Source organism: Paracoccus albus (assembly GCF_027913035.1).
Lineage (GTDB): Bacteria > Pseudomonadota > Alphaproteobacteria > Rhodobacterales > Rhodobacteraceae > Paracoccus > Paracoccus albus.
Genome location: NZ_CP115775.1, coordinates 3,238,358 through 3,264,594 on the forward strand (window position 1 = coordinate 3,238,358; position 26,237 = coordinate 3,264,594).

Below are 26,237 nucleotides of genomic sequence, written 5' to 3' on the forward strand. Positions count from 1 at the left end.
CCGACCAGTATGCTTTTCAGGCCGCGGCAGGCAGGCGGGTCGGGGCCTCTTTGATGGGCAGGTGGATGAGGGCCGAGAACGCACCGACGCCGACACCGATCCACCAGACATAGGTGTAATCGCCGAACTGGTCATACATCGTTCCGCCCAGCCAGACGCCAAGGAACGAGCCAAGCTGGTGCGACAGGAACACAAAGCCGTAAAGCGTGCCCATATAGCGCAGCCCATACATATAGGCGACAAGGCCCGAGGTCAGTGGCACCGTGGCCAGCCAGAGCGCACCCATGACCACGCTGAACAGAAGCACGGTGCCCGGCGTGATCGGCGTCAGGATAAAGGCGGCGGCGGCGATGGTGCGCAGGGTATAGATGCCCGCCAGCAGATATTTCTTCGTATAGCGCTTGCCCAGCCAGCCCGCGAAGATCGAACCGGCGATATTTGCGGCACCGATCACGGCGATGGCCCATGCGCCGAGGGCAGAGGTGGTGGTGATCCCAAGGCTCGCCAGCAGACTGCCCGGAGCAATGGGGCTGCACATCTCTGTCACCATTGCCGGGAAATGCGCGGTGACGAAGGCAAGCTGATAGCCGCAGGAAAAGAAGCCGGCGAAGATCATCAGATATGACGGATCGCGGAAGGCGCGTTTCAGAACGCTGCCCATGCTTTCTTCCAGTTCGGAGGGCGAGGCGGGCTTGCCTTTGCCCAGCATGGGGATGAACAGGATCATCGTCATGGCGATGGCAGCGAAGACGAGGAATACGCTCTGCCAGCCCATGACGGACAAAAGCCCTTCGGCAAGCGGTGCACCCACGACCTGACCGGCAGAGCCTGCGGCCGTGGCGATGCCAAGTGCAAGGCTGCGGTTTTCATCGCTGGCCGCGCGGCCGACGACGGCAAGGATCACGCCAAAGCCGGTGCCGGCGATGCCAAAGCCTACGGCGACTTCCCAAAGCTGCATCGCCTCGGGCGTCATGGCGAATGTCGACATCACCAGACCGAGCGCATAAAGCGCAGAGCCGAGAATGATCGCCCAACGGTCGCCCCAGCGTTCCGCCAATGCACCGAAGATCGGCTGACCGATGCCCCAGGCGAGGTTCTGGATGGCGATGGCCAGCGAAAACTCGGAACGGGCCCATCCGAACGTTTCCTGAACCGGGATCTGGAAGACCCCGAAGCTCGCCCGAAGCGAGAAATTGATCAGCAGGATGATGCAGCCCCCGACAAGGATCGGGGTCATGAGCCTGGACGATTGGGACATGACAGAAAACTCCGCTTCCGTGCCGCAGCATTGGGCGACCGATCGGTCAACGTCAAGGGCTGACGTATCAGCGCTTGCAGCCGGTCGCGCGGCGTCCTAGCCTGCTTTTTGAACAGGGAGTTATGGATGTACAAGGTCATCGGGACACGGGATACCCGTGCGTTCCGCGTCATGTGGATGCTGGAAGAGCTTGAACAGCCGTTCGAGGTCGTTCATGCCGCGCCGCAGACGGATGGGGTGGTCGCATTCAATCCCTCGGGGAAGGTGCCGGTGCTGATCTATGACGGCACGCCGATCACCGATTCAACCGCAATCATCCAGTTTCTGGCGGATCGCCATGACAAGCTGACCCATCCTGCCGGGACGCTGGAACGGGCGCGACAGGACAGTTTGACCCAATTCTTGCTGGACGAATATGATGCCGTCCTGTGGACCGCCGCCCGCCACACCTTCGTTCTGCCAGAGGAATTGCGTGTCACCGGAATCAAGGACACCTTGCGCTGGGAGTTTGAGCGGAGCCAGAATATACTGAAGCAGCGTGCAGGCGCTGGCCCGTTCCTGATGGGTGACATGATGACGGTGCCGGACATCATTCTGACCCATTGTCTCAGCTGGGGTCAGGCCGCGCGGTTTCCGATAAAAGACTGCTGGCTGGGGAAGTATTGGGACGTCATGCGCGAACGACCAGCTTATAAGCGCGCGGCTGCCAGATAATCAGCCGCTGCTCGTCCGGCCCATCTTCCGCTGCCAAGGCTGTGGGTCAGCAGATAGCCGCCGGTCGGGGCCTCCCAATCCAGCATTTCACCCGCCGCGAAGACACCCGGCAGGGCGCGGAGTTCAAGATCAGTTGTCAGCGAATCAAGACGGATGCCACCTGCGGATGAGATGGCACGTTCAAGACCGAATGGGCCGGCATGGCGCAACGGCAGGGATTTGCTGCGCTCTGCCCAGCCGGAGGGATCGGTTGGGAAGGGCTTTCCCCATTCCAGCAGAAGCGCGACCTTGACCGGGTCGGAAAGGATGCGGCGCAACCAGTTGCCCAGTGACAGCTTGCCGCGCGGTCTGGCGAATCGTTTGCAGAGGGTCGGGCGGTCCAGATCCGGTGCGAGGTCCAGCACCGCCTGCGCCCCGTCGCGGATCGCGGCCGCGACGGCATAGACGCCGCCGCCTTCGATCCCCTGGCGAGAGATGATCCATTCGCCGCGGCTGATCTGATCCCCGGCACTCAGCGCCGTTCCCTTGACCGGCCGGCCGAAATAGCGTGCCATTTCGCCGGACCACGCGACGCGAAAGCCCATATTTGCCGGTTGGAAGTCAGCAATGCGGACACCTTTTTCCCGCAGCCAAGGCACCCATGCCGCGTCAGAGCCGAGCCTGGGCCAGCTTGCCCCGCCAAGTGCCAGAACCGTTGCCTGGGGGTGCAGCACCTGCCGCCCCTCGGGCGTGTCAAAGGCCAGTCCATCGCTTTCGAAACCCTGCCAGGACCAGCGAGTCCGCAACTCTGCCCCGGCCGCGCGAAGGCGGGCCAGCCACGCCCGCAGCAGTGGCGAGGCTTTCATGCCGGTTGGAAACACGCGCCCGGTGGAGCCTGTGAACAGCTTGATCCCAAAACCTTCGGCCCATGCCATCACGTCTTTGGGCCCGAAAATCGACGTATCGGTTCCAAAATAACCATCCGGCCCGACGGGCGAGCCAAGCGACAGATTCGACATGAACTCTGCCGTGCCTTCGTTCCGCGTCAGGTTCAGCCCGGACTTTCCCGCCATCAGAAATTTGCGCGCGGGCGTCGGCATCGCTTCGGCAATGGCAACGGGATGACCGGCGGCGATGATCTGTTCGGCTGCCATCAACCCGGCGGGACCGGCGCCGATAACAAGCGCCCCCTTCACCTTGCGCCGCGCGGCATCATCGCCAGCCGGATCAAGGCCCGTTCGATCAGGGCCATCTGCGGCGCGCGAGAGGAACTGCGCAACTGCTGGTCGGTTTCCAGCAGGTGATGCACGGCCTCTTCAAGGTTGCGCATTCCCCATGCTTGCGCCTGTCGGGCCATGCGGTCGCGGCGGGGACCGAAAACCGGCGGGCGCATACGGGACAACCCGGCCTGCGGGCCGCCGGGATCGGCGCTTGCCATATGCAGGGCGCGGAAATGGCGTAGGGCGGCGATACACAGCGTGACCGGCGCGATTCCCTGTCCCTCGATCCGCCGCATCAGCTTGCCGAAAGCGTCGGATTTGCCCTCTGCAACCACGTCGATCAGCTCATCCACCTCTGCTTCGATCGTGGCGGGGGCCATCAATGCGATCTCTTCCGGTGTCAGAGGCGATTCGTCGCCGTGCTTGTAAAGACTGATCTTCTCGACCGTCTGGCGAAAATCACCGGGATCGAGCGCGCGGGACAGCGCCAGAAGGTCCCGCATCGCATTCTGCGGAACATCGCCAAGACCTGCATCCTTCAGCCAGCGGGTGATTTCTTCTTCCCCGGGCGGATCGTCATAGATGGGCGTGGTGACGGCGGCCTGATGAGGTTCGAACAGCTTGCGCAGGGCGGATGATTTCGCCAGTGCGCCCGCCGTGACGACAATTACCGCATCGCCATGCGCCCATTCCTTAAGGGCGGCGGAAATGGCCGGGGCGGCGGCGTCGGGTGTGTCTTCGACCAGAACGACCCGCTGGCCGGGAAAGAAGCCGACTTCCTTTATCGCATCCAGAACGAGTGCCGCGTCCTTGCGCAGGTCGGCACCGGGAATGCGGGTCAGGCGCATTTCCTCATCTGCATTTGGCCCGGTCAGCGCGGCAACGGCTTCGGCCCGTTTCAGGGCCACGCGCATCGCATCCTGCCCATAGATCAGCAGGGCAGGCCGTGTCGGATCCGGCTTGGCCAGATAGCGGCCGATTTCTGCCCCTTTTAGGATCATGGCGCCCGCGCAATCATTGCGGACGCGGGCCGGTCGCCAGAAGCCGGGTGACGATCTGATCGGCCAGCATGACCATCAGGCGTTCATGGGCATCACGCTCTGCCGTCAAAGTGGCGATTGTGGTGCCGACAGCCGAATAGCTGGTGAAGCTGCTGACGCGGCCCCGCGTCACCACCGCGCCGGTGGCGATATCGGTCAGCGCGAAATCAGCGGTGCCGTTCAGCGAATAGCGGGTCGTCACATCATCCGGGGTGATCCCCTGCCCGACTGAGGCCGTGGTCAGCCGGTAATCCAACGCATAGGCGGCGGAACTTTCGGGGCCGAGGCGTTCCGTCAGGCGACGGTTCAGCGAAAAGCCGTCAACATCGTTCGGCTCTTGCAGTTGAACGCGGCCATGCAATGCGGTTCCCGCGCCCGATGGGCCATAGGCTGGCGTCATTGCGCAGGCGGCCAGCACCGCTAGCGCCCCAAGCAGGGCCACGCGGCGGGTCAGGCGGTTACGCCACGACATTGACGATCCTTCCCGGCACCACGATCAACTTCTTAGGCGCGGCACCGTCAAGGAAACGCTGAACGGTTTCATCTGCCATAACAATCGCCTCTATCTCGTCCTTCGGCATCGCTTTGGGAACAGAAATTTCCGCCCGCCGCTTGCCGTTGATCTGGATGGGAAGCGTGACGGTGTCATCCTCCAGCAGGGCCGGATCGGCTTTGGGCCAGCCTGCATCGACAACCATACCGGTGCCGCCGGATTTGGCCCAGACCTCCTCGGCCAGATGAGGAACCATCGGGGCCAGAAGCTGCGCCAGGATGCGCAGCACCTCGCGCCGCGATTCACCTCCTGCCTTTGATTTGCCGATGGCGTTGGCGAGTTCATAGAGCTTCGCCACCGCCTTGTTGAAGGCAAAGCCTTCGATGGATTTGGTCACATCGGAAATGGCGCGATGGGCGCTTTTCGTCAGATCGGGATCATCGCCGCCCTCGGGTGCCTCATCGGCCAGCCGCCAGACGCGGGACAGGAACTTATACGCCGCTTCCGCCCCGGCAGCGGTCCATTCCACGTCGCGTTCGGGCGGGGAATCGGACAGCATGAACCAGCGTGCGGTGTCGGCACCGAAATTGGCGACAATGTTGACCGGGTCCACGACGTTTTTCTTGGATTTCGACATTTTGGCCGAGGGGATGATTTCGACCGCCTTGCCGTCGGCAAGTTTGCCGTCGGTTACATCCTCGGGCAGGTGGTAGACCGGGCGATCCTTGTCATCGCGGGTCATATAGATCTCATGCGTGACCATGCCCTGCGTGAACAATGCGTCGAAGGGCTCTTTTGCGTGTTCGGGCAGATGGCCGGTCTTGACCATCGCGCGCGCGAAAAAGCGGGAATAGAGCAGGTGCAGAATCGCATGTTCGACCCCGCCGATATACTGGTCCACATTCATCCAGTAATCGGCGTCGGCCCTGTCGGTGGGCGTCGCCGCGTGTGGAGAGGTGAAGCGGGCGTAATACCAGCTTGAATCGACGAATGTGTCCATCGTGTCGGTCTCGCGCGTGGCCGCGCCGCCGCATTTTGGGCAGGTTGTCTGACGCCATGTCGGGTGGCGGTCAAGCGGGTTGCCGGGTGTGTCGAAGCTGACATCCAGCGGCAACAGGACGGGCAGGTTTTCCTTTGCCTCAGGCACGGTGCCGCATTTCTCGCAATGCACGACCGGGATCGGGCAGCCCCAATAGCGCTGCCGCGAGATGCCCCAGTCGCGGAGACGGTATTTCGTGACGCCCTCTCCATAACCCTGTTTCTCAGCATGGGTGATGGCGGCAGTGACGGCATCCTCGCCGGTCTGTTCGGGCTGGCCCGCGAAGCCGCGCACATAGCTGACCGTTTCGGATTTCAGCGGCGCATAGGGCGCTTTTGCCACCATCGCATCGGCGGCGGCGAGGTCCATGCCTTTCTCGCCGAATGTCGCGCGAATCGGCAGGCCGTATTTCGTCGCGAACTCATGGTCGCGCTCATCATGGGCCGGGCTGCCGAAAATTGCCCCGGTGCCGTAATCCATCAGCACGAAATTCGCGATCCAGATCGGCAGTTTCCATTCCCGATCAAGGGGATGCGCGACGGTCAGCCCGGTGTCGAAGCCCATCTTCGGGGCGGTTTCGATGGCCTCTTCAGTGGTGCCGATGCGGCGGCATTCGTCGACGAAATCAGCCACAGCGGGGTTCGTTTCGGCCAGTTGCTTAACCATCGGATGATCGGGTGACAGCGCGACGAAGCTCGCGCCCATCAGCGTGTCGGGACGGGTGGTGTAGACCTCGATCTCGTCGAATCCTTCGGGCGCGTCCACAGTCTGGAAACGGAATTGCAGCCCGCGCGACTTGCCGATCCAGTTCTGCTGCATGAGCCGGACCTTTTCGGGCCAGCCCTCAAGACCGTCGATGGCTTCCAGCAATTCCTCGGCATAGTCCGTGATGCGGAAGAACCATTGCGTCAGTTCCTTCCGTTCGACCGGCGCGCCGGACCGCCAGCCCTTGCCGTCGATCACCTGTTCATTCGCCAACACGGTCATATCGACCGGATCCCAGTTCACCTGCGCCGATTTGCGGGTGATCAGCCCGGCGTCGAGGAAATCGAGGAAAAGGGCCTGTTGCCGGGCGACGTAATCGTCGTCACAGGTGGCGAATTCGCGGTTCCAGTCGATGGATAGGCCCAGCGGTTTCAGCTGATCCTTCATCGTCGCGATATTGCCATAGGTCCAGTCGCGCGGATGCCCGCCCTGTTCCATTGCGGCGTTTTCGGCCGGCATCCCGAACGCGTCCCAGCCCATCGGGTGCAGCACGGAAAAACCCTGCGCGCGCTTGAACCGCGCCACCACGTCGCCCATCGCATAGTTGCGGACATGGCCCATATGGATGCGCCCCGAGGGATAGGGGAACATCTCGAGCACATAGTATTTTGGCCGTTCGTCCCGCACAGCCGTAAAGCTTTCGGCATCGGCCCAGGCCTTCTGCCAATGCGGTTCGCTGGTGGCGGGTGAATAGGACATGGTAACTCCGGGCGTTATATTGCCCGGAGGGTTTAACGCCGCAGCGCGTAAGAAGTAAGTGCCTAGTTGGCTTACAACCGGCCGTCTGCGACGCGAAGCTGACGTGCGCGGGTCAGAATCGCATCTTCGACCGCCTGAACGGTGCCGGGCGCGACTGCCCCGCCGCCAGAGCTTTGCATCGACAGTTTCAGCGAACGAGCATCAAGCGCAGGATCGGTAATATGAACCGTCGCGCGATAGGCGCGGCCACCGCCGGGCGGGGTGCCGTAGCCGGTTACGATCACGCCTGTAAACGGATCAATGGATTGAATTGGAAGGAAGTTTAACACTTCAAGACTGGCGTTCCAGAGATACTTGTTAACGGCTACAGCTTTATTGGAATCCCGGTTGTTGCTGAACAGATCCCAGATTGTCGATTCGCGCCGCTCAGCCGTGCTGGTCTGTTGTTGCGCCTGCGAATTGCCTCCGCCGAATATTCCGCCACCACCACATGCAGCAACTGACATTGTCAGCGCGAGTGTCGCGGCGGCACGAACGGCAAAACGGGTCATGGCACTGTCCTTATATTAGTGTCGCCCGCTCGTTTAACGGGGCTTTGCCGCTCATTAGCGCGGAACGGGCAGCGCGGACAAGCTTTTCCCTAAGAAGCGGAGAATCACAGGCCGCTCAAGCGGGTGTGACCATTGTGCACCACAAATCAGGCAATCCCGCGAAACACGGGGCCTTTTAATTGCATTGGAAGCATGAACCGGCGACACATTATCCATACCCAAGGGCAACCTGCGCCATTGGGGGGTAAACACCGAGAGACAAGAGGGAACATCATGAAAAAGGTTCTGTTTGCGACCACCGCGCTCGTCATGACCGCTGGCGTTGCTGCTGCCGAAGTTGCTGTCTGGGGTGACGGCCGTCTGGGTCTGCGCTATGAAAGCGATACCAGCTACACCGCCGATAGCTCTTACAACGTAATCAACCGTCTGCGCGTTCGCTTCCGCCTGACCGGCGAATCGGACTCGGGCATCTCGTTCGGCGGTAACCTGCGTTCGGACCAGGCTGCCAGCGCTGGCGACAACGCCTCGGCCACCTCGGGTGATGTCTGGGTTTCGGGCGCTTATGGTAAGCTGACCGTCGGCGACGTTGACGCCGCTCTGGAAAAAGCTGTCGGCGACCTGCCGGAAGTCGGTCTGTCGGGCCTCGACTACTGGAACGAATTTGCTTACGGCACCTCGAGCGAAGCCGATGGCGACGCCTCCATGCTGTATGAATACAGCATCGGTAATGCTAACCTGTATGCCTCTTTCTCGGATGGCTATTACGGCAACGGCGCTGACGAGCGTGACACCCAGTCCTGGTCGCTCGGCGTCGGCTACGACCTCGGCAACTACACCTTCGGTATCGGTTACGAGAAGTCAGACTACACCGTTAACCCGTTCAGCATCGAGCAGGATGACGGCACCATCACCACCGTCTTCGGCGATCTGGGCAATGCTGCTGACTCCGAATCCTGGGGTATCTCGGGCGGCACCTCGATCAGCGGCGTGACTTTCAAGGCTGCTTACATCGACACCAGCTCGGACAATGAAAACTGGGACAGCACCCAGTACGGTGTTGGCGCCGGCTATGAAATGGCGAACGGCGTTGGCCTGTCGGCATTCTACCGCAAGACCGAGTTCGACAACGTAAACGTCGAAGGCCGTGCCTTCGGTCTGGGCGCGTCCTACGATCTGGGCGGTGGCGCTGTTGTTAAAGGCGGTATCGTCGATACCGACGCCAACTTCGCTGACATGAACTACGACAACACACTGGCTGACTTCGGTCTGGCCTTCACGTTCTAATCCATCCGATCAAACGGGAATACAGAAAGAGCGGGCCTTGCGCCCGCTCTTTTCTTTTGGAATTTTCGCCGCATGGGACTTGAACAGATCACCGCGCGTATACGCGCAGCAGAAGCAGCGGCAGGACGGCCCGAAGGCTCGGTCACGTTGATTGCAGTCAGCAAGGTACAGCCGGACGAACGGGTCGCATCAGCATTGGCCGCGGGGCAGCGCGTTTTCGGCGAAAATTACGTGCAGGAAGCGCAATCCAAATGGCCCGCCTTTCGCGAGCGTTTCGGCGACGTGAAGCTGCACATGATCGGCCCGCTGCAATCCAATAAAGCGAAGGCCGCAATCGGCCTGTTTGACGTGATTCACACGCTGGACCGCATGTCGCTGGCCCGCAAGCTGGCCAATGCGAGTGAAGCAGGTGGGCGCGTGCCTGATCTGTTCGTGCAGGTCAATACGGGTGATGAGCCGCAGAAGGCGGGTATCCTTCCGGACGAATTGGGGGGCTTTCTGGAGCAGGTTCGGGCTTTGGGTCTGACACCGGGTGGGCTGATGTGTATCCCGCCCGAATCAGAAGACCCGCGCCGGCATTTCCGGATGCTGCGCAAGCTTGCGGAGGCCGAAGGGTTGAGGCAGCTTTCGATGGGGATGAGCGCGGATTTCGAGGATGCGATCGCCGAAGGTGCGACCCATGTCCGCGTCGGCAGCGCGATTTTCGGCGCGCGGGATTACTCTGAAAAGTCCTGACGTATTCAGATCGTCGTTTCCGGGGCGCTGCCCCGGACCCCGAGGTATTTGGGCACCGAAGAGGGCACGATGAGTCTGGTTCCGGGGCACGCGTTGGCCGCCAGCCAGATAAGGTGCCTGCGTGACATAGCGATGCATCCCGCGGTCACATAGCCGGGGCGGCGCCATTGGTGCAGAAAGATGGCAGAGCCCTTGCCGGGAAGGGCGTCGGGCCAGTTCCAGTCGGTTGTCAGGATGATGTCGTAAAGCGGATCGGCGCGGCGCAGATCCTCATGACTTGCATCAAGTGGGATGCGGGCGTGCTTGTTGTAAAGCGGGTGTCCGGGATCGTCGCACCACAGATCGCCGGGTCCGATGGGCTTAGCCCAAGGCGCGGGGGGCGCCAGGCGGTCCGGCCGGTACCAACATTCCGCAATATGGTGGATGCCTGCCGGGGTCGCGCCGTCGCCTTCGTGTTTTTCGGTTGTCACCCCGCCGCGCCCGATGCTGCAGGGTATTCTGCGACCGCGATAGAGCAGCCCGCCGGGCGTCAACAGAACAGCGTTCCTCACAGCAGATGCCCGGATTTTGCGGCTTTGATCGCCAGATAGTCCTTGTTGAAGCGATTCGGTGGCAGGATCAGCGGCACGCGTTCGACGACGTCGATCCCGTGGCTTTGCAGCATGGCGACTTTGCGCGGGTTGTTGGTCATCAGGCGGAGGCGCGAGAAGCCCATCTCGCGCAGGATCGCGGCACCGATGCGGAAGTCGCGCTCGTCATCTTCGAAGCCGAGGCGATGGTTCGCGTCTACCGTGTCGAATCCCTGATTCTGCAGGGCGTAGGCGCGCATCTTATTGGCAAGTCCGATGCCCCGGCCTTCCTGATTAAGATAAAGGAGCACCCCTTCACCGGCGGCGCCCATCGTTGCCAGGGCCGTGTGCAGCTGCGGTCCGCAATCGCATTTCAGGCTGCCCAGCACGTCGCCCGTGAAGCAGGCGGAATGCAGGCGCACCAGCGGGGTGCCCTGGCGCGACGCTTCTCCGATTTCGACGGCGTAATGTTCGATCCCGCCATCTTCGGGGCGAAAGACATGCAGGCGCGATTGCTCTGATGCCTCCAGCGGCAGACGCGCGGCAATGACGGGGTGCAGGATCGATTCGGCGGTGAGCGTGTCGATCACCGTCCGTGGCGGCAGGTCCGGCATTCCGAGCGGCGGGTCTGCCCTGACCATCAGCATCGCGGGCAGAAGCCGGGCAGATTTTGCCAGCATTATCGCGGCCAGATGCGGAAGGGTGTCGCCGCCACGCTGTGTCTGAAACGGGCCCTTCATCGGCGTCATCAGATCAGCCGCCGGGTCCGCTGTCGCGCGCAGCCATGCAAGGTCTGCCTCTGTCGGGACGATGATCCGCGCCAGATCTCCATCATAGGCACGCGCTTTCAGCGTATCGGCGCGCCGGGAGGTGATAGTCAGTGCGGGTCGTCCAAGCGCGCGCATCGCGGCCAAACGGTCGGGCCGCAGTGTTTCAACGGATGCCGCAATCCATCCGCCCACCGCAACGGCAAGCCCCATCCGCAGCTCTGCACGGGCGCGGAAAATCTGTTCTTCGAGGGTCGGTAGCAGGCTCATCTTGAAACAAACTGAAACATATCGCGCCCCAGCGACAAGAGCGCGTGAGGATTTTGCAACATGGCTGGACGCGGTCCTTTGTGCAAGTCAGCTTGCGGTCGAACGAGCTTATTGGAGGCAAGATTATGGCAGGCCTGAAGAAAATACTTCTGGTAGACGACGAAGAGGATCTGCGCGAGGCATTGGCCGAGCAACTGGTCGCGACAGAGGATTTCGATGTCTTCGAAGCCGGGACGGGCGCCGAGGCGGTCGATAAATGCAAGAATGCAATATTCGATCTGGTCGTGCTGGATGTCGGCCTGCCCGATACCGACGGGCGAGAGTTGTGCAAGCGGCTGCGCAAGCAGGGGGTGAAATGTCCCGTTGTGATGCTGACCGGGCACGATACGGATGCCGATACCATCCTTGGTCTGGACAGTGGCGCGAACGACTATATCACCAAGCCGTTCAAATTCCCGGTTCTGCTGGCGCGGTTGCGTGCGCAGCTGCGGACCCACGAACAGTCTGAGGACGCGATCTTTCAGCTTGGGCCTTATACGTTCAAGCCGGCGATGAAGATGCTGGTCGATGAAAAGGATCGCAAGATCCGGCTGACGGAAAAGGAAACCAATATTCTGAAGTTCCTTTACCGGGCGCAGGATGGCGTCGTTGCGCGCGATGTTCTGCTGCATGAGGTATGGGGCTACAATGCCGGTGTGACGACACATACGCTGGAAACGCATATCTATCGTCTGCGCCAGAAAATCGAGCCCGATCCGTCCAATGCGCGGCTGCTGGTTACGGAAAGCGGCGGATATCGGCTGATCGCCTGACCCCGGGGAAAGCTGGCGGGAACTGAACACCGTTAAGGGTGTTGATGCCCCGAAGCCCAGTGGCTGGGGATGCAGCCACACCCTCCCTGTCTCGACTGGCCCCGGCAAATTGCCGGGGCCTTTTCTTATGGTCGCTTGGCTGCGGCCACCCGGACCGGGTACAGTCTTAGCCGATGGCCCGATCGCGGGTTTCGGTTTTGACCAGCAGCAGCGCCAAAGCCGCCAGTGCAAGCAGCGCGGCGAATACGCCGATGGCAAAGCCGAACCCTTTCGCGAAAGCGAAAGTCAGCAAGGTTGGCGCGAATATACCGCCAAGGCGGGCGACGGCAGAGGCCGTCCCCATACCTGTGCCGCGCAGATTGGTCGGATAAAGCTCTGGCGTGAATGCGTAAAGTGCACCCCAGCAGCCCAGCAAAGCAAAGCTCATGATGACCAGAGAGATCGCAACCAGAGACGGGTTCAGCGACAGGGTGAACAGGAAGCAAGCGATGGCCGACAGGATCAGGAAACCCATCAGCGTCGGTCTGCGTCCCCAGCGTTCGACACCATAGGCGGCCAGAGCATAGCCGGGGATCTGCGCGACCGCCAGCAGCACCAGGAAGCCATAGCCGCGCACCCAGCCCATGCCCTCATTGGCGAGCCAGCCCGGCACCCATACGAACACGCCGTAATAGGACAGCGACACAAGGAACCAGACCGCCATGATGCCCAATGTCCGCCGCATCAGGGACGGCGCAAAGATCGACGGCGGCGCGCCTTCTGGGGGCGTGACAAGGATCAGGTCTGTATCGGCCGAAAGCGGTGTGGCGCCATTGGCTTTCAATACGCGATTGACCACTGTGCGCGCCTTATCGGGTTGCCCGGATTTCAGCAGGTACATGGGCGATTCCGGCACCCAGAACCGCAAGAATATACCGATAAGCGCGGGCAATGCGGCAACCAGGAAAATCCAGCGCCAGGGTGCAGCGGCACCGTAACTTGCCGCCAGCCATGCGGTCAGCGCGACCACAATCGTGCCGACTGCCCAGAAGCCTTCAAGGATGACCAGCCAACGACCGCGATTCTTTGCGGGCAGAAACTCTGCCATCATCGCGTAGTCGACGGGTAATGTGCCCCCGACGGCAACGCCTGTCAGGAAGCGCAGCATCAGAAGAAACTCAAAGCTTGGCGCAAAGACCGAGGCGAGTCCGAAGACTGCATCGGCCGCAACCGTCAGCAGCAACACGCCACGCCGGCCGATCCGGTCAGCAACACGTCCGAACATGAAGGCACCGACGAACATGCCCAGAAAGAACAGCGTTCCGACCTGCAGGGCAACAGCGCGTTCCAGACCGAAGGTCGCCATGATCGAAGGCGCGGCGAAGCCTACGGCAATGACCTGCATGGCATCAGCCGCCCAGACCAGTCCGAAAATGGCCAGCAATCGTTTCTGAAACTTGCCCGCCCCGCCTCTGGCCAGTGCGTCGTCAATCGTAATTTGCATGGGTGCTCCGCATTTGTCGGCGCACTTCTAGCGGCCAAGTCTGTAAGTTCAAAGGGAAAACTGGCCGCACTCGACAGTTAGGGAATGTGTCGTTAGGCTCCGCGCTCCGACAGAAAGGCTGCCCATGTTCACCATCGCCACTTGGAACATCAACTCTGTCAGGCTGCGTGAGGAGCTGGTCACGCGCCTGCTGCGCGAGGAGGCACCGGATATCCTGTGCCTGCAAGAGATCAAATCGCCGGTCGAAAAGGTACCGTTGGATGGTTTCCGGGCGCTTGGATACAACCATATCGTGGCGCGCGGGCAGAAGGGCTATAACGGTGTCGCAATCCTGTCGCGCCTGCCGATCGAGGATGCGGGTGATCGCGACTATGCATCGCTTGGTCATGCGCGGCACGTTGCGGCGCGTATGGAAAACGGTGTGACCATTCACAATTTCTATGTTCCCGCAGGTGGCGACATTCCCGACCGCGAGGTGAACGTCAAATTCGGCCAGAAGCTGGATTTCCTGACCGAAATGCGCGATGCCTTTCACGCGGACAATCCGCAGAAATCCATCATGGTCGGCGATCTGAACATTGCCCCGCGCGAGGATGACGTCTGGTCGCACAAGCAGTTGCTGAAGATCGTCAGCCATACGCCGATAGAGGTCGAACATCTGGGCGCGGCACAGGATGCCGGGAAATGGGTCGATATCACGCGCAAGGATATACCCGAAGGATTGCTGTATAGCTGGTGGTCCTATCGCGCGAAGGACTGGGATGCATCGGACCGGGGGCGCAGGCTGGATCATATCTGGGCGACACCCGACATTGCGAATGCCGGTCATGGCAGCCGCGTCCTTCGCCCGGTGCGCGGCTGGGAAAAGCCGTCGGATCATGTGCCTGTCTTTGCCAGCTTTGATCTTTAGCGCCCCTTCCACCGCGCTGCCGGACGTCCCATATTGACGTCAAACACGAGAATCTGAGGTTGAAATGGCTGAAATGCTGATTGGAAGCGGTGCAGATGCGCCGGCCGCCGGGGACATCATCAAGGATGTGACCGAAGCCGACTTCATGACCGAGGTGGTCGAGAAGTCGATGGAGGTTCCGGTTATCGTCGATTTCTGGGCGCCATGGTGTGGGCCGTGCAAGACGCTTGGCCCCGCGTTGGAGGCAGAGGTCACGAAGGCCAAGGGCCGCGTCGTGATGGCCAAGGTCAATGTCGACGAAAACCAGATGATCGCAAGCCAGTTGCGCGTTCAGTCCATTCCGACGGTCTTTGCCTTCTACAAGGGTCAGCCGGTCGATGCGTTTCAGGGTGCGTTGTCGCAAAGCGAGCTGAAGAAGTTCATCGAAAAGCTGACAGCGCTGTCTGGCGATGACGGCGGTCTGGGCGAGGCTCTGGAAGCGGCTGAGGCGATGTTGGCTGAAGGTGCGTTTGACGATGCCGCCGAAACCTTCGAGGCAATCGCTGGCGAGGAAGAAGAAAACGCAGAAGCTTGGGGCGGCTGGGTCCGCGCGCTTCTGGCTGGTGGCCGCGCGGATGATGCGGCGGCAACGCTGGAAAAGGTGCCTGCGGCCATTGCTAATGCCGGTCCGGTGGAGGCCGCGCGTGCGCAGTTGCAACTGGCGCGACAGTCCGAAAGCGCGGGCCCTTTGGATGAGCTGCGCGGCAAGGTAGAGGCCGATCCCACCGATCAGCAGTCGCGTTTTGATTATGCGACCGCGCTCTATGCGGCGGGCAACACCGAAGAGGCGGTCGATCAGTTGCTGGAATCTTTCCGCCGCGACCGCGAATGGAATGATGGGGCGGCCAAGGCGCAGCTCATCACCATTTTCGATGCGCTGAAGGCGACTGATCCCATTGCACAAAAGGGTCGGCGTCGAATGTCCAGCCTGATTTTCGCATGAGCAGACACGAATTCGATCTGCCAGAAACCTTACCGCTTTTCGTTTTGCCCGGCGCGGTGCTGATGCCGCGTACGCGAATGCCCCTGAATATCTTCGAGCCGCGCTATCTTCAGATGGTCGAGGATGCACTGCGCACGCCTCATCGCCTGATCGGTATGATCCAGCCTATCGACGAAAACGGCGAAATGCTGGCTGATGTCGGCTCTGCGGGGCGGATCGTCGGCTTTTCAGAGCAGGAAGACGGGCGCTACATGATCTCGCTTGGTCAGGTGTCGCGATTCAGGCTGACCGGGGCTGAGGACGGCTTTCATCCTTATGCAACAGGAAGCGTGGACTGGTCCGGGTTTGAGCAGGACGGCAAAGAAGGAGAGGATGATCCCGGCTGGAACCGCGACAACTTTTTGGGCCTGATGCGACGCTTCATGGATGTGCATGAGCTTTCGACTGACTGGGACGAAGCAGGCGACGCAGAGCCGGAGCTGTTGGTGAATTCGCTGGCGATGGCCTTGCCGCTGGAAATTCAGGACAAGCAGGCCCTGCTGGAGGCCGCGACATTGCCGGAACGGCGCGCGCTGCTGGAAGGGTTGATGGAATATGACCTTCGCCACGGCGAAAATGAGGAGGTCATGCAATGACCGACGAAGAACCTAAGGCAGTCAAACAGCCCGAGTTTGACCGCCACATGCTGGAAGCGCTCGTCTGTCCGGTGTCCCATGCTTCGCTAAGCTATGATGCTGCAAAGCAGGAACTTGTATCCAGTACTGCGGGGCTGGCCTTTCCGATCCGCGCCGGGATTCCCATCATGCTGATCGAAGAAGCGCGCCAGATCAAGGCGGACTGATCGCTACAGCGGCTGACCGGCCAGCAATCGCGGCATGGGTCGGGTGGATAGCCCGGCGGCCTGCCGCATAAAGCGCCGACGCAGCGCGGGCACAGCGTTCACAGCGCCCATACCAAGCCCACGAGCTGTCCGCAGGATCGGATTGTCGTTGGAGAACAGCGTATTCACGCTGTCCATGCCAAGAGCCAGCGATGTCGAGTCGAAACGGCGCCACCCCTGATAGCGGTCCAGCACTGTCGCAAAGCCGATATCTTCGCCATTGCGCGCCGCATCGACCAGACATTCCGCCAATGCCGCAACATCCCTGAGCCCAAGGTTAAGGCCCTGACCGGCGATCGGGTGCACACCGTGCGCCGCATCACCAATCAGCGCGACACGCTCGTCCACGTAGGCATTCGCCAGCGTCAGGCCCAACGGATAGGAAAAACGTGGGCCGGCAAGGGTGATCTCCCCGGCAATGTCGCGGATATGCGGCGCCAGCACCTCCAGAAATGCCTCATCGGGCAGATCGGCAATGGTGCGGGCTTGCGGATTTGTCATCGACCAAACGATTGAAGCGCGGTTGTCCCGAAGCGGCAGAACCGCAAGCGGGCCCGTCGGAAGAAAGACCTGATGTGCGGTGCCATGATGCGGGATTTCAACGCTCAGCGCCGCGACAAGCGCCGTCTGATCATAGCTCCAGCCGGTGCGACTGATCCCGGCACGTTCGGCAACGCCTGACCGGCGGCCATCGGCACCGACCAACAACCTGGCCCGCAATTTGCGACCGTCCGACAGCATGACGTCGATCCCGCCCGTATCGGCCTGTTGTCCGATGACCTGCGTTTTGGGAATATGCGTCAGGCGTTGCGGCATGGCCTCGATCAGGGCGCGGTAGAGGAAGCGATCCTCCAGCATCTGGCCAAGCACGCCTTCCTCGATCTCGTTGGCATCGAAGAACAGGCCGAGATCGGAAATATCCTTGCCCCGCCCTTGTCGCGCGACAACGCGGGTGATGGGTTGTGCGGTGGGGGCCAGTTGATCCCATAAGCCGATGCCCTTCAACAGCCGCACCGAGGCTAGCGCCAGTGCATAGGCCCTGCCGTCGAAGTTGTCCGACGCACGCGCCCGCGCAGGTGCCGCATCGACGACCGCCACGCGCATTCCTGCATCCGCAAGGGCCAGACCCAATGCAGGCCCGTTCAGCCCGCCGCCTGCAATCACAACATCGAAATCCTGTTTCATGGCAGCAATCCTATGGCCCGGCAGCACGCTCGTCCATGCGGCAAAAGCGATAGACGGACTGGTCGGCGGCGATTAGGTTCGATGACAAACGCAGGAGCTTTATGATGGACTGGCTGACCGCTACGGCGAGCGAACAGGGGCGGGGCATTCTGGCGGGTCTCGTTTCGCCTGTGGATCTGGTTGACGCCTACCTGGACGCGATAGAGCGTCACCCCGATGGCAATCTGATCTTCGCCCGACTGACGCCGGAACGTGCCCGGTCCGAGGCGATAGCGGCGCATGACAGGGCGAAGGCCGGTCTGCGGCGCGGATTGCTGGATGGTGTGCCGATCAGCTGGAAAGACAATATCGACACGGCCGGAACGGCGACAGAGGCGGGATCGGCGCTTCTGAAGGGGCGGGTGCCCGACACTGATGCCGGCGTGCTTCAGAATGCCGATGCGCAGGGGCTGGTCTGTCTGGGCAAGACCCATATGACAGAACTGGCCTTTAGCGGGTTGGGACTTAACCCGATGACAGCGACGCCACCCAACGCGCTTGATCCGGCACTGGCACCGGGGGGGTCGAGTTCGGGTTCTGCAGTGTCGGTGTCACTTGGGCTGGCTGCGGCGACTATCGGTTCGGATACGGGCGGCTCCATCCGGTTGCCTGCGGCCTGGAACGGCCTGGTCGGGTTCAAACCGACGCCGGGGCAGGTGCCTATGCGCGGCGTTGTGCCGCTTTGCCCGCGCTTTGACGTTGCAGGGCCGCTCGCACGGAATGTCGAGGACTGCGCTGAACTTTTTGCGGCTATTGCTGGCAGGTCCGCGCCCGATCTGACCGATGCGCAGCCTTCTGGCCTGCGCCTTCTGGTGCTGGACGGCGTGCCTTTCGAAGACGCGCGGGAAGGGCCGGTAGCGGCGTTCGAAGAAGCGGTTGAGGTGTTGTCACAGGCTGGGGCGTCGATCACGCGGGCTGCGCCGCCCTGCGTGGCAGAGGCGATGGCACTTTCGGGTAAGCTTTTTTCGCCGGAAGGCTATGGTGTCTGGTCCGCCCATATCGAGGACGCGCCAGAGGCGATGTATCCACCCATCCTGGCGCGTTTCCGGGCGGGGAAAGACGTCTCAGCACCGGAATTTGTCGAGGCTTGGCTGACACTTGATCGTCTGCGCGCGATCTGGGCCGAAACGGTCGCGGGCTTTGATGCGGTCATTCTGCCCTCTGCCCCGATCATGCCGCCGGATCGTGAGGCGCTGCTTGCGGATGCGGATTTCTTCGCGTCCGAGAACCTCCTGACCCTGCGCAACACCCGCATCGGCAACCTGTTCGGTCTGCCCGCGATCAGCCTTCCGACGGTCCGTCCTGCCTGCGGCATCATGGCGATGTGTGCAGCGGGCGATGATCTGCGGCTTTTGCGCGTCGCACGCGCCATGGAGGCAGCGCTTTCCGGTTAAGTTGGCTGGACTGCGCGCCCGTGTTTCTGTAACCTTCAGGAATAACGGGGCGAAACGACCCTGATCGAGAGGCAGTCATGGCAATACCCGAGCGGTTTTCGAACCTGCCGGATTATGCGTTCCCGCGTCTGCGTGCGCTTTTGTCGGGAATCGAACCCGGAGGCGAACCGATGGTCCTGACCATCGGAGAGCCCCGTCATGCCATGCCTGATTTCGTCGCGGCCACTATGGCCGAAAACATTCATTTGTTTGAGAAATATCCTTCGAATGAAGGGACTGCCGCGCTGCTGGATGCGATTTCCGGCTGGATCGGTCGCCGCCACGGGATAGAGGTCTCTCCCAGCCGGATCATGACGCTCAATGGCACGCGAGAGGGGCTTTTCAATGCCGCCTTGGCCTTGGCGCCCGAGAAGAAGAAGGGCAAGCAACCGGTCATCCTGGTGCCGAACCCCTTCTATCAGGTCTATGCCGTCGCCGCCGCTGCCGTCGGGGCAGAGCCGGTTTTCGTGCCCGCGACCGACGAAACCGGACACTTGCCTGACTATGCGTCGCTTGGTGCCGATGTGTTGGACCGGACCGTCATCGCCTATATCTGCTCTCCCGCCAACCCGCAGGGATCGGTTGCGGACGAGGATTACCTAGAACGGCTGATCACTCTGGCCGATAAGCACGATTTTCTGGTTTTCTCTGACGAATGCTATTCCGAGATCTGGCGCGAAGCCCCGCCGCCCGGTGCGCTTGCTGTGGCAACCCGAATGGGGCTGGCTGACAGGGTGGTCATGTTCAACTCTCTGTCGAAGCGGTCCAACTTGCCGGGGCTGCGTTCCGGCTTTGCCGCTGGCAGTGAAGGGAACATCGCCCAGATGCGCCGTCTGCGCAGCTATTCCGGTGCGCCGCTGTCGCTTCCGGCGCAGGCTGTCAGCACAGCGGTCTGGTCAGATGAGGCGCATGTGGATGCCAGCCGGGCGCTGTATCAGCGCAAATATGATGTGGCAGACCGGGTTTTGGGCAATGTGCCGGGTTATCGCGGGCCGGAGGGTGGCTTTTTCCTTTGGCTGCCGGTCGAAGACGGCGAAGAAGCCGCAACGCGGCTTTGGCGCGAGGCAGGAATTCAGGTTTTGCCAGGGGCCTATCTGTCGCGTGAGGTGGACGGCCAGAATCCGGGTCAGGGATATATTCGTGTCGCACTGGTTGCGGACGAAGAAGAAACAGAACGGGCGCTCGGACGCCTGAAAGACGTTATATATAAAGAGGGCAGTTGAATGGCGAGCTGGCAGGCGAAAGGGCGCGATCCGCTTTTCGATCAGAACACGCAGGCTGCGCTTGAAAGGCGCGGGAAAGAGCTGGTCGGGGCAGGTATGGTTGTGCTGTCGGTTGTGCTGGCGCTGATCCTGTACAGCTGGTCGCCCGATGATCCCAGCTTTCTGGCCGCGACCGATCAGCCGCCGGTGAACCTGCTGGGACGGTTCGGGGCCTATCTGGCCGCGCCGCTGATGATGATCGCCGGCTATGGCGCCTGGGGACTGGCGCTTGGTGCGCTTGTCTGGGGTCTGCGGCTGATGCTGCACAAGGGCGAGGAACGCGTCATGCGCGCGGTGTTCCTGCCAATCGCTGTCGCCCTCGGGTCGGTATATTGCGCGTCGCTGGTGCCGCCGATGGGCTGGCAGGAAAGCTTTGGTCTGGGCGGTCATTTTGGCGACATGATGATGGGCGGGCTGATGACGATGCTGCCTTTCGGGCCGGCTGCGTCGCTGAAGATCGGTGCACTGCTGATGGCAGCGGGGGCGATTGCCTTCTACGGTTTCGTTCTTGGTTTCGACCTGACCGAGGCGCGTCGTCTGCTGCGTTGGCTGGTGACGGGCCTCGTGACGGCATATGACATGCTGCTGCGCCTGCTGGGTCGCAGCGCGGTCGGTGCTGTCGGCGCAGCGAAAGGCATGAAGGCGCGCGCGGCAGAGCGGCGCGAGCAGGGCGAAACCGATGCCGAACTGACGGGTCAACCCAAGCGCGGCCTCTTCCGCCGCCGCCCGCAAGGTGATGATTGGGAAAATGACTCTGAATTGGTCGAACCGCAGGCGCATGATGCGCAGGCACCGACGGATGATGAGGTTTCGGCGCGTATCACAGATGCGATCTCAAAGCGCGAGGGCGGTCTGCTCAGCTCTGTCACGCAGCGGTTGAACGCGAACCGGCAGGATGTCGCACTGGCGGACATGGAAGACGAAGATGAGGGGGTAGAACCCGCCGATCCGCATCCCTTCGGGGCCGATACCGCACGCGTTGTCGTTCCGGCAAAGCGGCCCGCGCAGCCGTCGCGTCAGGCGAAATCCGAGGCGCAGCCTTCACTTCGCTTCGACGAATCCGCAAGCGCGTTTGAATGCCCCCCTCTGTCGCTGCTCGCCGCAGCCAGCACGATAGAACGCCACCAGCTTTCGGATGAGGCACTGGCAGAAAACGCCCGTATGCTGGAGGCTGTGCTGGACGATTACGGTGTGAAGGGCCAGATAACGGCCGTGCATCCCGGTCCCGTCGTGACGCTGTATGAACTGGAACCCGCGCCGGGATTGAAGGCATCCCGCGTGATTGGTTTGTCGGACGATATCGCGCGGTCCATGTCGGCGCTGTCGGCGCGAGTCTCCACCGTGCCGGGCCGCACCGTGATCGGGATCGAACTGCCAAATGCGCGGCGCGAGAAGGTTCTGCTGCGCGAAATCCTGTCGGCGAAATCCTATGGCGATGCGTCCTATCCGCTGCCGCTTGCGCTTGGGAAAGACATCGGCGGCGGGCCGGTGGTGTCCAACCTTGCGAAGATGCCGCATCTGCTGATCGCGGGGACCACGGGGTCGGGCAAGTCGGTGGCGATCAACACCATGATCCTGTCGCTGCTGTACAAGCTGACGCCGGATGAATGCCGGCTCATCATGATCGACCCGAAGATGCTGGAACTGTCGGTCTATGACGGCATCCCGCATCTGCTCTCGCCGGTCGTCACCGATCCCAAGAAGGCCGTCGTCGCCCTGAAATGGGTCGTGGCCGAGATGGAGGAGCGTTACCGCAAGATGTCCAAGATGGGCGTCCGCAATATCGAGGGCTATAACGGCCGCGTCCGCGAGGCGCTCGCGAAGAACGAGATGTTCAAGCGCACCGTTCAGACCGGCTTTGACGAAGACACCGGCGAGCCGATCTTCGAGACCGAGGAGTTCCAGCCCGAGACCTTCCCTTATATCGTCGTCATCGTCGATGAGATGGCGGACCTGATGATGGTCGCGGGCAAGGAGATCGAGGCCTGCATCCAGCGTCTGGCACAGATGGCACGGGCCTCGGGCATCCACCTGATTATGGCGACGCAGCGACCCTCGGTCGATGTCATCACCGGCACGATCAAGGCGAACTTCCCGACCCGAATTTCCTTCCAGGTCACATCGAAGATCGACAGCCGCACCATTCTGGGCGAGCAAGGGGCCGAACAGCTTCTGGGTCAGGGCGACATGCTGTATATGGCTGGCGGCTCCAAAATCACCCGCGTGCATGGCCCCTTCGTCAGCGATGAAGAGGTCGAAGAGGTTGTGAACCACCTGAAATCCTTCGGCCCGCCCAGCTACAAATCCGGGGTGGTAGACGGACCCGAAGATGAGGTCGCGGGCGATATCGACGCCGTGCTTGGCCTGGGCAATTCGGCGGATGGCGACGATCAGCTTTACGATCAGGCGGTGATGATCGTCGCCAAGGACCGCAAATGCTCGACCAGCTATATCCAGCGTAAACTGGCCATCGGCTATAACAAGGCCGCGCGGATCGTCGAACAGATGGAAGATCAGGGCGTCGTCAGCAGCGCCAACCATGTCGGCAAGCGCGAAGTGCTTGTGCCGGAGATCTGATTGACGCCTCGGCCGGTAAGCCGGGGCGATATAGTTCCTTAGCCGGGATGATCGGCGTCACGCAGCAGGCGCGCCCACCAAGCAAGTTCGTCCAGCATCGTGTCGGCGTTCCTCGCAAGATGGGGAATATCGGCCAGGTCGGCATTGCCAGACATCACCGGCTTCAGATCGGCATAGTTGATGTGAACGGCGTCGCGCACGGAAACCATACGCAGTTCTGCCGTGATGGCCCGCAAATGTTCGACGGCGCGTGCGCCACCGACCCCGCCATAAGCCACATAGGCGACAGGCTTGCGCATGGCGTCCAGATGATCCAGTGCGTTTTTCAGCACCGCAGTCGGCGCATGATTATATTCCGCGACGGTAAGAATATAGGCGTCGAACACTTCGATCAGCTTAGCGAACGCGGTGGCCGCTTTTCTTTGCGCATCCGTAGTTGTGGGAGAGCCAAAGAACGGCAGATCGTGATCGCGCAGGTCGATTGGTGAGACGTCGAAACCTTCATGCGCCTGCGCCGTTTTCAGAATCCATTCGGAGGCTCTGTCGCCGAACCGTCCGTCGCGCGTGCTTCCTGTAACAATGCCAAGTTTGACTGGCTGCTCAGGCGCGCGGCTTTGTGCAACCCGGGTCAGTTCCCTGCTCTCCACCGCGTCAAGCACGGGATCAAGCCTTGCCAGATGCCGTTTGAACTCTTTCGTTTCGTGCCATTCCCCCGGCGTCTGATCCGCGGAAAAGTGCGTCACGATCACCAGTTTGCCGGCCTTGTCCGCACGATAGATCGTGTTACTGCGCCACCCATAGTTTGCGCTGATCGGCCCCAACAGCTTCGAGTCGCTCTTCTGCAACGTTTCCAGTTCATCCAGTTTTCCCGGCTTCGGCGTAAAGATGTTCAGATAGGTTCTTATGCTTCGCACCGCATCTTTCCTTAACTTCGGTTATAAGCTTACCTAATGTAAGTTCAATCACCCTGTAAGAACGGATCTGAAAGACAGGTGCGGATATGGAAGTAAGTTCAAAAGACGCCGATCCCATGCGGTCCGACTGCCCTGGTCGCGATCTTTTCTTGTTGGCAACGGGGAAGTGGACGCTGCTCATTCTGTGGGCGCTCAAATCCGGCCCACGGCGCTTTCACCAGCTGCGGGATGAGGTCGACGGCATAAGCGAGCGGGTACTTTCCGCTACGCTGAAAAGCCTCCGCCGCAACGGTCTGGTTATGCGTCATGTTGAACCCAGCGTGCCCCCGAAAGTCAGCTATGAGCTGACCGAAATCGGCACCGGCTTGTTGTCTGTCATGGAAGGGTTGACCGGCTGGATTGCGCAGGAACTTGATGCGGTAGAGGCTGCGCAGGCGCGCTATGACCGTGAAAACGACGCTGCCTGAATTCGCTTCGCGCAGTCTTGCCGATCGGACCGCCTGTATGTTTTTCCGGTGGCGCGACGTCCCTGAACTTGCGAAAGAAAGGACATGACGGTCTGGAACATTCACTACCTCAACGCCCGCAAGACGCTGAACAGCGTCATGCCAGAAACACGCGCCGCCGCAAGAGAGGCCGTCGCCGCGGTGGAAGAGCATGTCGAACTCCCGCGTTTTGATCTGGTCATTCGCGCGGGTGAAGAGGTCGTGCAGGGTTGGGCGGTCGGAGGCTATGCGCCGGGGCCGGGACATATTCAGATCACGCTGGAGCCAGAGCGTTTTTCGCCCGAACCCTTTATCCGCACGCTGGTCCACGAATTGCATCATCTGATCCGCTGGGACGGTCCGGGTTATGGTAAGTCACTGGGCGAAGCTCTGGTCAGCGAAGGGCTTGCCGGCCATTTTGTATTGCAGGTTCTGGGTGGCCAGCCTGATCCGTGGGATGCGGTCAATCCGTCAGAGGGGCTGACACGGCGGGCATCGAATGAGTGGTCGCGCCTGGGCTATGATCATGCAGAGTGGTTTTTCGGCACCGGCAAGATCCGCAGGTGGTCAGGCTATGGTCTGGGGCATCGGCTGATTGCCGAATACCTGTCGCAGAATCCGTCCGAGGATGCTGTCAGTCTGGCCAAGGCCCCCGTCGATCGGTTCAGGGGTGCCATGCGCCAGCTTGCAAAGACCGACGCAGATTCCGAACCTGAACAGCCGGAGACAGAGACGAATGCAGGCTGACCGGACGCAGCGACCCGACGGCCCGCCATTCGGTCAGCCTTTTTGCAGGTGGTCGCGGCCCAGCAGTTCAGCAATCTGAACAAGGTTCAGCGCCGAGCCTTTGCGCAGGCTGTCGCAGACGATCCACAGGTTCAGCCCGTTCTCAACCGTGGCATCTTGCCGGATGCGGCTGACAAAGGTTGCGAAGTCGCCGGCGCTTTCGACCGGCGTGACGTAACCACCGTCCTCGTTCTTGTCGATGACCAGCAGGCCGGGAGACTCTCGCAGAATGTCCCGCGCCTCGTCCTCATCCAGAAAATCCTCGAACTCGACATTGACCGATTCAGCATCGCCGACAAAGACAGGCACGCGAACGCAAGTGACCGACACACGGATCGAGGGGTCGAGTATCTTCTTGATCTCTGCCTTGATCTGCCATTCGGCGCGGCTGTTGCCGTCCTCCATGAAGTCCCCGACCTGAGGGATCACGTTAAAGGCCATCTGGCGCGGAAAGACCGAAGGTTCGACTTCCTGACCGGGGACATACATGCCCTTGGTCTGGTTCCACAGCTCATCCATTCCCTTCTTGCCCGCCGACATGACCGACTGATAGGTCGAGGCGACGACGCGACGGATGCGGGCGCGATCATGCAGCGGTTTCAACGCGACGACCAGCTCAGCCGTGGCGGCATCCGGGCTGGCGATGATCATGCGTTCACGATAGCCCTCAATCACTGCCGGGTTCACCTCTGGCACGATCAGAGGAACCGCGGGGTCCATGCGGAAAGCCGATGAGGCGTCGATCACGACGCAGCCCTGATCGGTTGCGAGATGCGCATATTTGCGCGCATCGTCCGCATCCATTGCAAAAAGGGCGATATCATATCCGCCGAAATCGAAGCTTTCGATGTCGCGGGATTTCAGCGTGTCGTCGCCAAAGCTGATCTCGGTCCCCAGTGAACGGCGCGGGCCAAGCGCTGCTACTTCGTCGGCGGGAAACTCTCGCTCTGCCAGAATGTTCAGGATTTCGCGGCCCACATCGGTCGTGGCGCCGGCAACTGCAATTCTATAACCCATCAGGAAAACTCCTTTGCTTGGGGCGCGATATAGGTGCAGGGTTCGTGTAGGGGAAGTGTAATTCCCTTATTCTTCAGCGACAGGACGGT

Annotated in this window: 25 protein-coding genes; 13 read left to right on the forward strand and 12 right to left on the reverse strand. The window is 61.2% G+C overall.

The window, feature by feature from the left end; genetic code table 11:
- Window positions 1-16: 16 nt before the first annotated feature.
- Window positions 17-1,258: an MFS transporter gene (locus PAF20_RS16275; protein WP_271071640.1), complete on the reverse strand. Its 1,242-nt coding sequence runs from the start codon at window positions 1,256-1,258 to the stop codon at window positions 17-19.
- A 126-nt stretch (window positions 1,259-1,384) separates the two neighbouring features.
- Here PAF20_RS16275 and PAF20_RS16280 point away from each other — a divergent pair, with 126 nt between their 5' ends.
- Window positions 1,385-1,972, forward strand: coding sequence for a glutathione S-transferase family protein (locus PAF20_RS16280; RefSeq protein WP_271071641.1), 588 nt, complete (start codon window positions 1,385-1,387; stop codon window positions 1,970-1,972).
- Here the strand turns inward: PAF20_RS16280 and PAF20_RS16285 are convergent.
- The 5 genes from PAF20_RS16285 to PAF20_RS16305 form a co-directional block, all read right to left on the reverse strand.
- Window positions 1,948-3,147: a BaiN/RdsA family NAD(P)/FAD-dependent oxidoreductase gene (locus PAF20_RS16285; RefSeq protein ID WP_271071642.1), complete on the reverse strand. Its 1,200-nt coding sequence runs from the start codon at window positions 3,145-3,147 to the stop codon at window positions 1,948-1,950. The genes PAF20_RS16280 and PAF20_RS16285 overlap by 25 nt on opposite strands.
- Window positions 3,144-4,172 carry a DNA polymerase III subunit delta gene (gene holA, locus PAF20_RS16290; protein ID WP_271071643.1) on the reverse strand — a complete coding sequence of 343 codons (1,029 nt, stop codon included), beginning with the start codon at window positions 4,170-4,172 and terminating at the stop codon, window positions 3,144-3,146. Before holA ends, PAF20_RS16285 begins: the two co-directional genes overlap by 4 nt.
- A gap of 13 nt (window positions 4,173-4,185) precedes the next feature.
- The gene (gene lptE / locus PAF20_RS16295) at window positions 4,186-4,683 is read right to left on the reverse strand and encodes an LPS assembly lipoprotein LptE (RefSeq protein WP_271071644.1); all 498 of its coding nucleotides are present in this window, start codon (window positions 4,681-4,683) and stop codon (window positions 4,186-4,188) included.
- Complete coding sequence (leuS, locus tag PAF20_RS16300) at window positions 4,670-7,207, reverse strand: leucine--tRNA ligase (RefSeq protein WP_271071645.1); 2,538 nt, start codon at window positions 7,205-7,207, stop codon at window positions 4,670-4,672. The genes lptE and leuS overlap by 14 nt, the downstream gene beginning before the upstream one ends.
- A 71-nt stretch (window positions 7,208-7,278) precedes the next feature.
- A complete protein-coding gene (locus PAF20_RS16305; RefSeq protein ID WP_271071646.1) occupies window positions 7,279-7,758 on the reverse strand; it encodes a DUF3576 domain-containing protein in 480 nt (159 codons plus the stop codon).
- Between the two features lie 273 nt (window positions 7,759-8,031).
- Here PAF20_RS16305 and PAF20_RS16310 point away from each other — a divergent pair, with 273 nt between their 5' ends.
- Both PAF20_RS16310 and PAF20_RS16315 read left to right on the forward strand, forming a co-directional pair.
- Complete coding sequence (locus tag PAF20_RS16310) at window positions 8,032-9,042, forward strand: porin (protein WP_271071647.1); 1,011 nt, start codon at window positions 8,032-8,034, stop codon at window positions 9,040-9,042.
- A 72-nt stretch (window positions 9,043-9,114) separates the two neighbouring features.
- Window positions 9,115-9,777, forward strand: coding sequence for a YggS family pyridoxal phosphate-dependent enzyme (locus PAF20_RS16315; protein WP_271071648.1), 663 nt, complete (start codon window positions 9,115-9,117; stop codon window positions 9,775-9,777).
- Window positions 9,778-9,782: 5 nt separating this feature from the next.
- Here PAF20_RS16315 and PAF20_RS16320 read toward each other — a convergent pair whose 3' ends face one another.
- Complete coding sequence (locus PAF20_RS16320) at window positions 9,783-10,328, reverse strand: L,D-transpeptidase family protein (RefSeq protein ID WP_271071649.1); 546 nt, start codon at window positions 10,326-10,328, stop codon at window positions 9,783-9,785.
- On the reverse strand, window positions 10,325-11,383 hold the full coding sequence (ribA, locus tag PAF20_RS16325; protein ID WP_271071650.1) for a GTP cyclohydrolase II: 1,059 nt from the start codon (window positions 11,381-11,383) through the stop codon (window positions 10,325-10,327). Before ribA ends, PAF20_RS16320 begins: the two co-directional genes overlap by 4 nt.
- A gap of 125 nt (window positions 11,384-11,508) precedes the next feature.
- Between ribA and PAF20_RS16330 the strand changes: the two genes are divergently transcribed.
- The gene (locus PAF20_RS16330; RefSeq protein ID WP_271071651.1) at window positions 11,509-12,195 is read left to right on the forward strand and encodes a response regulator transcription factor; all 687 of its coding nucleotides are present in this window, start codon (window positions 11,509-11,511) and stop codon (window positions 12,193-12,195) included.
- 166 nt (window positions 12,196-12,361) lie between these two features.
- Here PAF20_RS16330 and PAF20_RS16335 read toward each other — a convergent pair whose 3' ends face one another.
- On the reverse strand, window positions 12,362-13,678 hold the full coding sequence (locus PAF20_RS16335; RefSeq protein ID WP_271071652.1) for an MFS transporter: 1,317 nt from the start codon (window positions 13,676-13,678) through the stop codon (window positions 12,362-12,364).
- A gap of 124 nt (window positions 13,679-13,802) precedes the next feature.
- On the opposite strand from PAF20_RS16335, the gene PAF20_RS16340 reads away from it, so the two are divergent.
- From PAF20_RS16340 to PAF20_RS16355, 4 genes are all read left to right on the forward strand, one after another.
- Window positions 13,803-14,588: an exodeoxyribonuclease III gene (locus PAF20_RS16340; protein WP_271071653.1), complete on the forward strand. Its 786-nt coding sequence runs from the start codon at window positions 13,803-13,805 to the stop codon at window positions 14,586-14,588.
- A gap of 73 nt (window positions 14,589-14,661) precedes the next feature.
- A complete protein-coding gene (gene trxA, locus PAF20_RS16345; RefSeq protein ID WP_271071654.1) occupies window positions 14,662-15,570 on the forward strand; it encodes a thioredoxin in 909 nt (302 codons plus the stop codon).
- Window positions 15,567-16,205: an LON peptidase substrate-binding domain-containing protein gene (locus PAF20_RS16350; RefSeq protein ID WP_271071655.1), complete on the forward strand. Its 639-nt coding sequence runs from the start codon at window positions 15,567-15,569 to the stop codon at window positions 16,203-16,205. The genes trxA and PAF20_RS16350 overlap by 4 nt, the downstream gene beginning before the upstream one ends.
- A complete protein-coding gene (locus tag PAF20_RS16355) occupies window positions 16,202-16,411 on the forward strand; it encodes a Trm112 family protein (protein WP_271071656.1) in 210 nt (69 codons plus the stop codon). Before PAF20_RS16350 ends, PAF20_RS16355 begins: the two co-directional genes overlap by 4 nt.
- 3 nt (window positions 16,412-16,414) lie before the next feature.
- Here PAF20_RS16355 and PAF20_RS16360 read toward each other — a convergent pair whose 3' ends face one another.
- Complete coding sequence (locus PAF20_RS16360) at window positions 16,415-17,635, reverse strand: UbiH/UbiF/VisC/COQ6 family ubiquinone biosynthesis hydroxylase (RefSeq protein ID WP_271071657.1); 1,221 nt, start codon at window positions 17,633-17,635, stop codon at window positions 16,415-16,417.
- 104 nt (window positions 17,636-17,739) lie between these two features.
- On the opposite strand from PAF20_RS16360, the gene PAF20_RS16365 reads away from it, so the two are divergent.
- The 3 genes from PAF20_RS16365 to PAF20_RS16375 all read left to right on the forward strand — a co-directional run bounded on the left by PAF20_RS16365 (window position 17,740) and on the right by PAF20_RS16375 (window position 22,946).
- Window positions 17,740-19,068: an amidase gene (locus PAF20_RS16365; RefSeq protein ID WP_271071658.1), complete on the forward strand. Its 1,329-nt coding sequence runs from the start codon at window positions 17,740-17,742 to the stop codon at window positions 19,066-19,068.
- Between the two features lie 77 nt (window positions 19,069-19,145).
- Window positions 19,146-20,330, forward strand: a complete 1,185-nt coding sequence (locus PAF20_RS16370; protein WP_271071659.1) for an aminotransferase class I/II-fold pyridoxal phosphate-dependent enzyme — start codon at window positions 19,146-19,148, stop codon at window positions 20,328-20,330.
- On the forward strand, window positions 20,331-22,946 hold the full coding sequence (locus PAF20_RS16375) for a DNA translocase FtsK (RefSeq protein ID WP_271071660.1): 2,616 nt from the start codon (window positions 20,331-20,333) through the stop codon (window positions 22,944-22,946).
- Between the two features lie 38 nt (window positions 22,947-22,984).
- Here the strand turns inward: PAF20_RS16375 and PAF20_RS16380 are convergent, their stop codons facing one another.
- Window positions 22,985-23,860, reverse strand: a complete 876-nt coding sequence (locus PAF20_RS16380; RefSeq protein WP_271071661.1) for an NADPH-dependent FMN reductase — start codon at window positions 23,858-23,860, stop codon at window positions 22,985-22,987.
- Between the two features lie 152 nt (window positions 23,861-24,012).
- Between PAF20_RS16380 and PAF20_RS16385 the strand changes: the two genes are divergently transcribed.
- A complete protein-coding gene (locus PAF20_RS16385) occupies window positions 24,013-24,327 on the forward strand; it encodes a winged helix-turn-helix transcriptional regulator (RefSeq protein ID WP_271071662.1) in 315 nt (104 codons plus the stop codon).
- Window positions 24,328-24,411: 84 nt separating this feature from the next.
- Complete coding sequence (locus tag PAF20_RS16390; protein ID WP_271071663.1) at window positions 24,412-25,092, forward strand: DUF2268 domain-containing putative Zn-dependent protease; 681 nt, start codon at window positions 24,412-24,414, stop codon at window positions 25,090-25,092.
- A 33-nt stretch (window positions 25,093-25,125) separates the two neighbouring features.
- Here the strand turns inward: PAF20_RS16390 and PAF20_RS16395 are convergent, their stop codons facing one another.
- Window positions 25,126-26,148 carry an aspartate-semialdehyde dehydrogenase gene (locus PAF20_RS16395; RefSeq protein ID WP_271071664.1) on the reverse strand — a complete coding sequence of 341 codons (1,023 nt, stop codon included), beginning with the start codon at window positions 26,146-26,148 and terminating at the stop codon, window positions 25,126-25,128.
- Window positions 26,149-26,237: the final 89 nt, after the last annotated feature.

What these genes read in the sequence shown, in the direction of transcription:
- PAF20_RS16355 (WP_271071656.1), top strand. Translation starts at nt 16,202, where the DNA reads ATGACCGACGAAGAACCTAAGGCAGTCAAACAGCCCGAGTTTGACCGC.
- PAF20_RS16340 (WP_271071653.1), top strand. Translation starts at nt 13,803, where the DNA reads ATGTTCACCATCGCCACTTGGAACATCAACTCTGTCAGGCTGCGTGAG.
- PAF20_RS16360 (WP_271071657.1), bottom strand. Translation starts at nt 17,635, where the DNA reads ATGAAACAGGATTTCGATGTTGTGATTGCAGGCGGCGGGCTGAACGGG.
- PAF20_RS16390 (WP_271071663.1), top strand. Translation starts at nt 24,412, where the DNA reads ATGACGGTCTGGAACATTCACTACCTCAACGCCCGCAAGACGCTGAAC.
- PAF20_RS16280 (WP_271071641.1), top strand. Translation starts at nt 1,385, where the DNA reads ATGTACAAGGTCATCGGGACACGGGATACCCGTGCGTTCCGCGTCATG.
- PAF20_RS16275 (WP_271071640.1), bottom strand. Translation starts at nt 1,258, where the DNA reads ATGTCCCAATCGTCCAGGCTCATGACCCCGATCCTTGTCGGGGGCTGC.
- PAF20_RS16330 (WP_271071651.1), top strand. Translation starts at nt 11,509, where the DNA reads ATGGCAGGCCTGAAGAAAATACTTCTGGTAGACGACGAAGAGGATCTG.
- PAF20_RS16315 (WP_271071648.1), top strand. Translation starts at nt 9,115, where the DNA reads ATGGGACTTGAACAGATCACCGCGCGTATACGCGCAGCAGAAGCAGCG.
- lptE (WP_271071644.1), bottom strand. Translation starts at nt 4,683, where the DNA reads ATGTCGTGGCGTAACCGCCTGACCCGCCGCGTGGCCCTGCTTGGGGCG.
- PAF20_RS16375 (WP_271071660.1), top strand. Translation starts at nt 20,331, where the DNA reads ATGGCGAGCTGGCAGGCGAAAGGGCGCGATCCGCTTTTCGATCAGAAC.
- PAF20_RS16335 (WP_271071652.1), bottom strand. Translation starts at nt 13,678, where the DNA reads ATGCAAATTACGATTGACGACGCACTGGCCAGAGGCGGGGCGGGCAAG.
- PAF20_RS16395 (WP_271071664.1), bottom strand. Translation starts at nt 26,148, where the DNA reads ATGGGTTATAGAATTGCAGTTGCCGGCGCCACGACCGATGTGGGCCGC.
- leuS (WP_271071645.1), bottom strand. Translation starts at nt 7,207, where the DNA reads ATGTCCTATTCACCCGCCACCAGCGAACCGCATTGGCAGAAGGCCTGG.
- PAF20_RS16310 (WP_271071647.1), top strand. Translation starts at nt 8,032, where the DNA reads ATGAAAAAGGTTCTGTTTGCGACCACCGCGCTCGTCATGACCGCTGGC.
- ribA (WP_271071650.1), bottom strand. Translation starts at nt 11,383, where the DNA reads ATGAGCCTGCTACCGACCCTCGAAGAACAGATTTTCCGCGCCCGTGCA.
- PAF20_RS16305 (WP_271071646.1), bottom strand. Translation starts at nt 7,758, where the DNA reads ATGACCCGTTTTGCCGTTCGTGCCGCCGCGACACTCGCGCTGACAATG.
- PAF20_RS16350 (WP_271071655.1), top strand. Translation starts at nt 15,567, where the DNA reads ATGAGCAGACACGAATTCGATCTGCCAGAAACCTTACCGCTTTTCGTT.
- holA (WP_271071643.1), bottom strand. Translation starts at nt 4,172, where the DNA reads ATGATCCTAAAAGGGGCAGAAATCGGCCGCTATCTGGCCAAGCCGGAT.
- trxA (WP_271071654.1), top strand. Translation starts at nt 14,662, where the DNA reads ATGCTGATTGGAAGCGGTGCAGATGCGCCGGCCGCCGGGGACATCATC.
- PAF20_RS16365 (WP_271071658.1), top strand. Translation starts at nt 17,740, where the DNA reads ATGGACTGGCTGACCGCTACGGCGAGCGAACAGGGGCGGGGCATTCTG.
- PAF20_RS16370 (WP_271071659.1), top strand. Translation starts at nt 19,146, where the DNA reads ATGGCAATACCCGAGCGGTTTTCGAACCTGCCGGATTATGCGTTCCCG.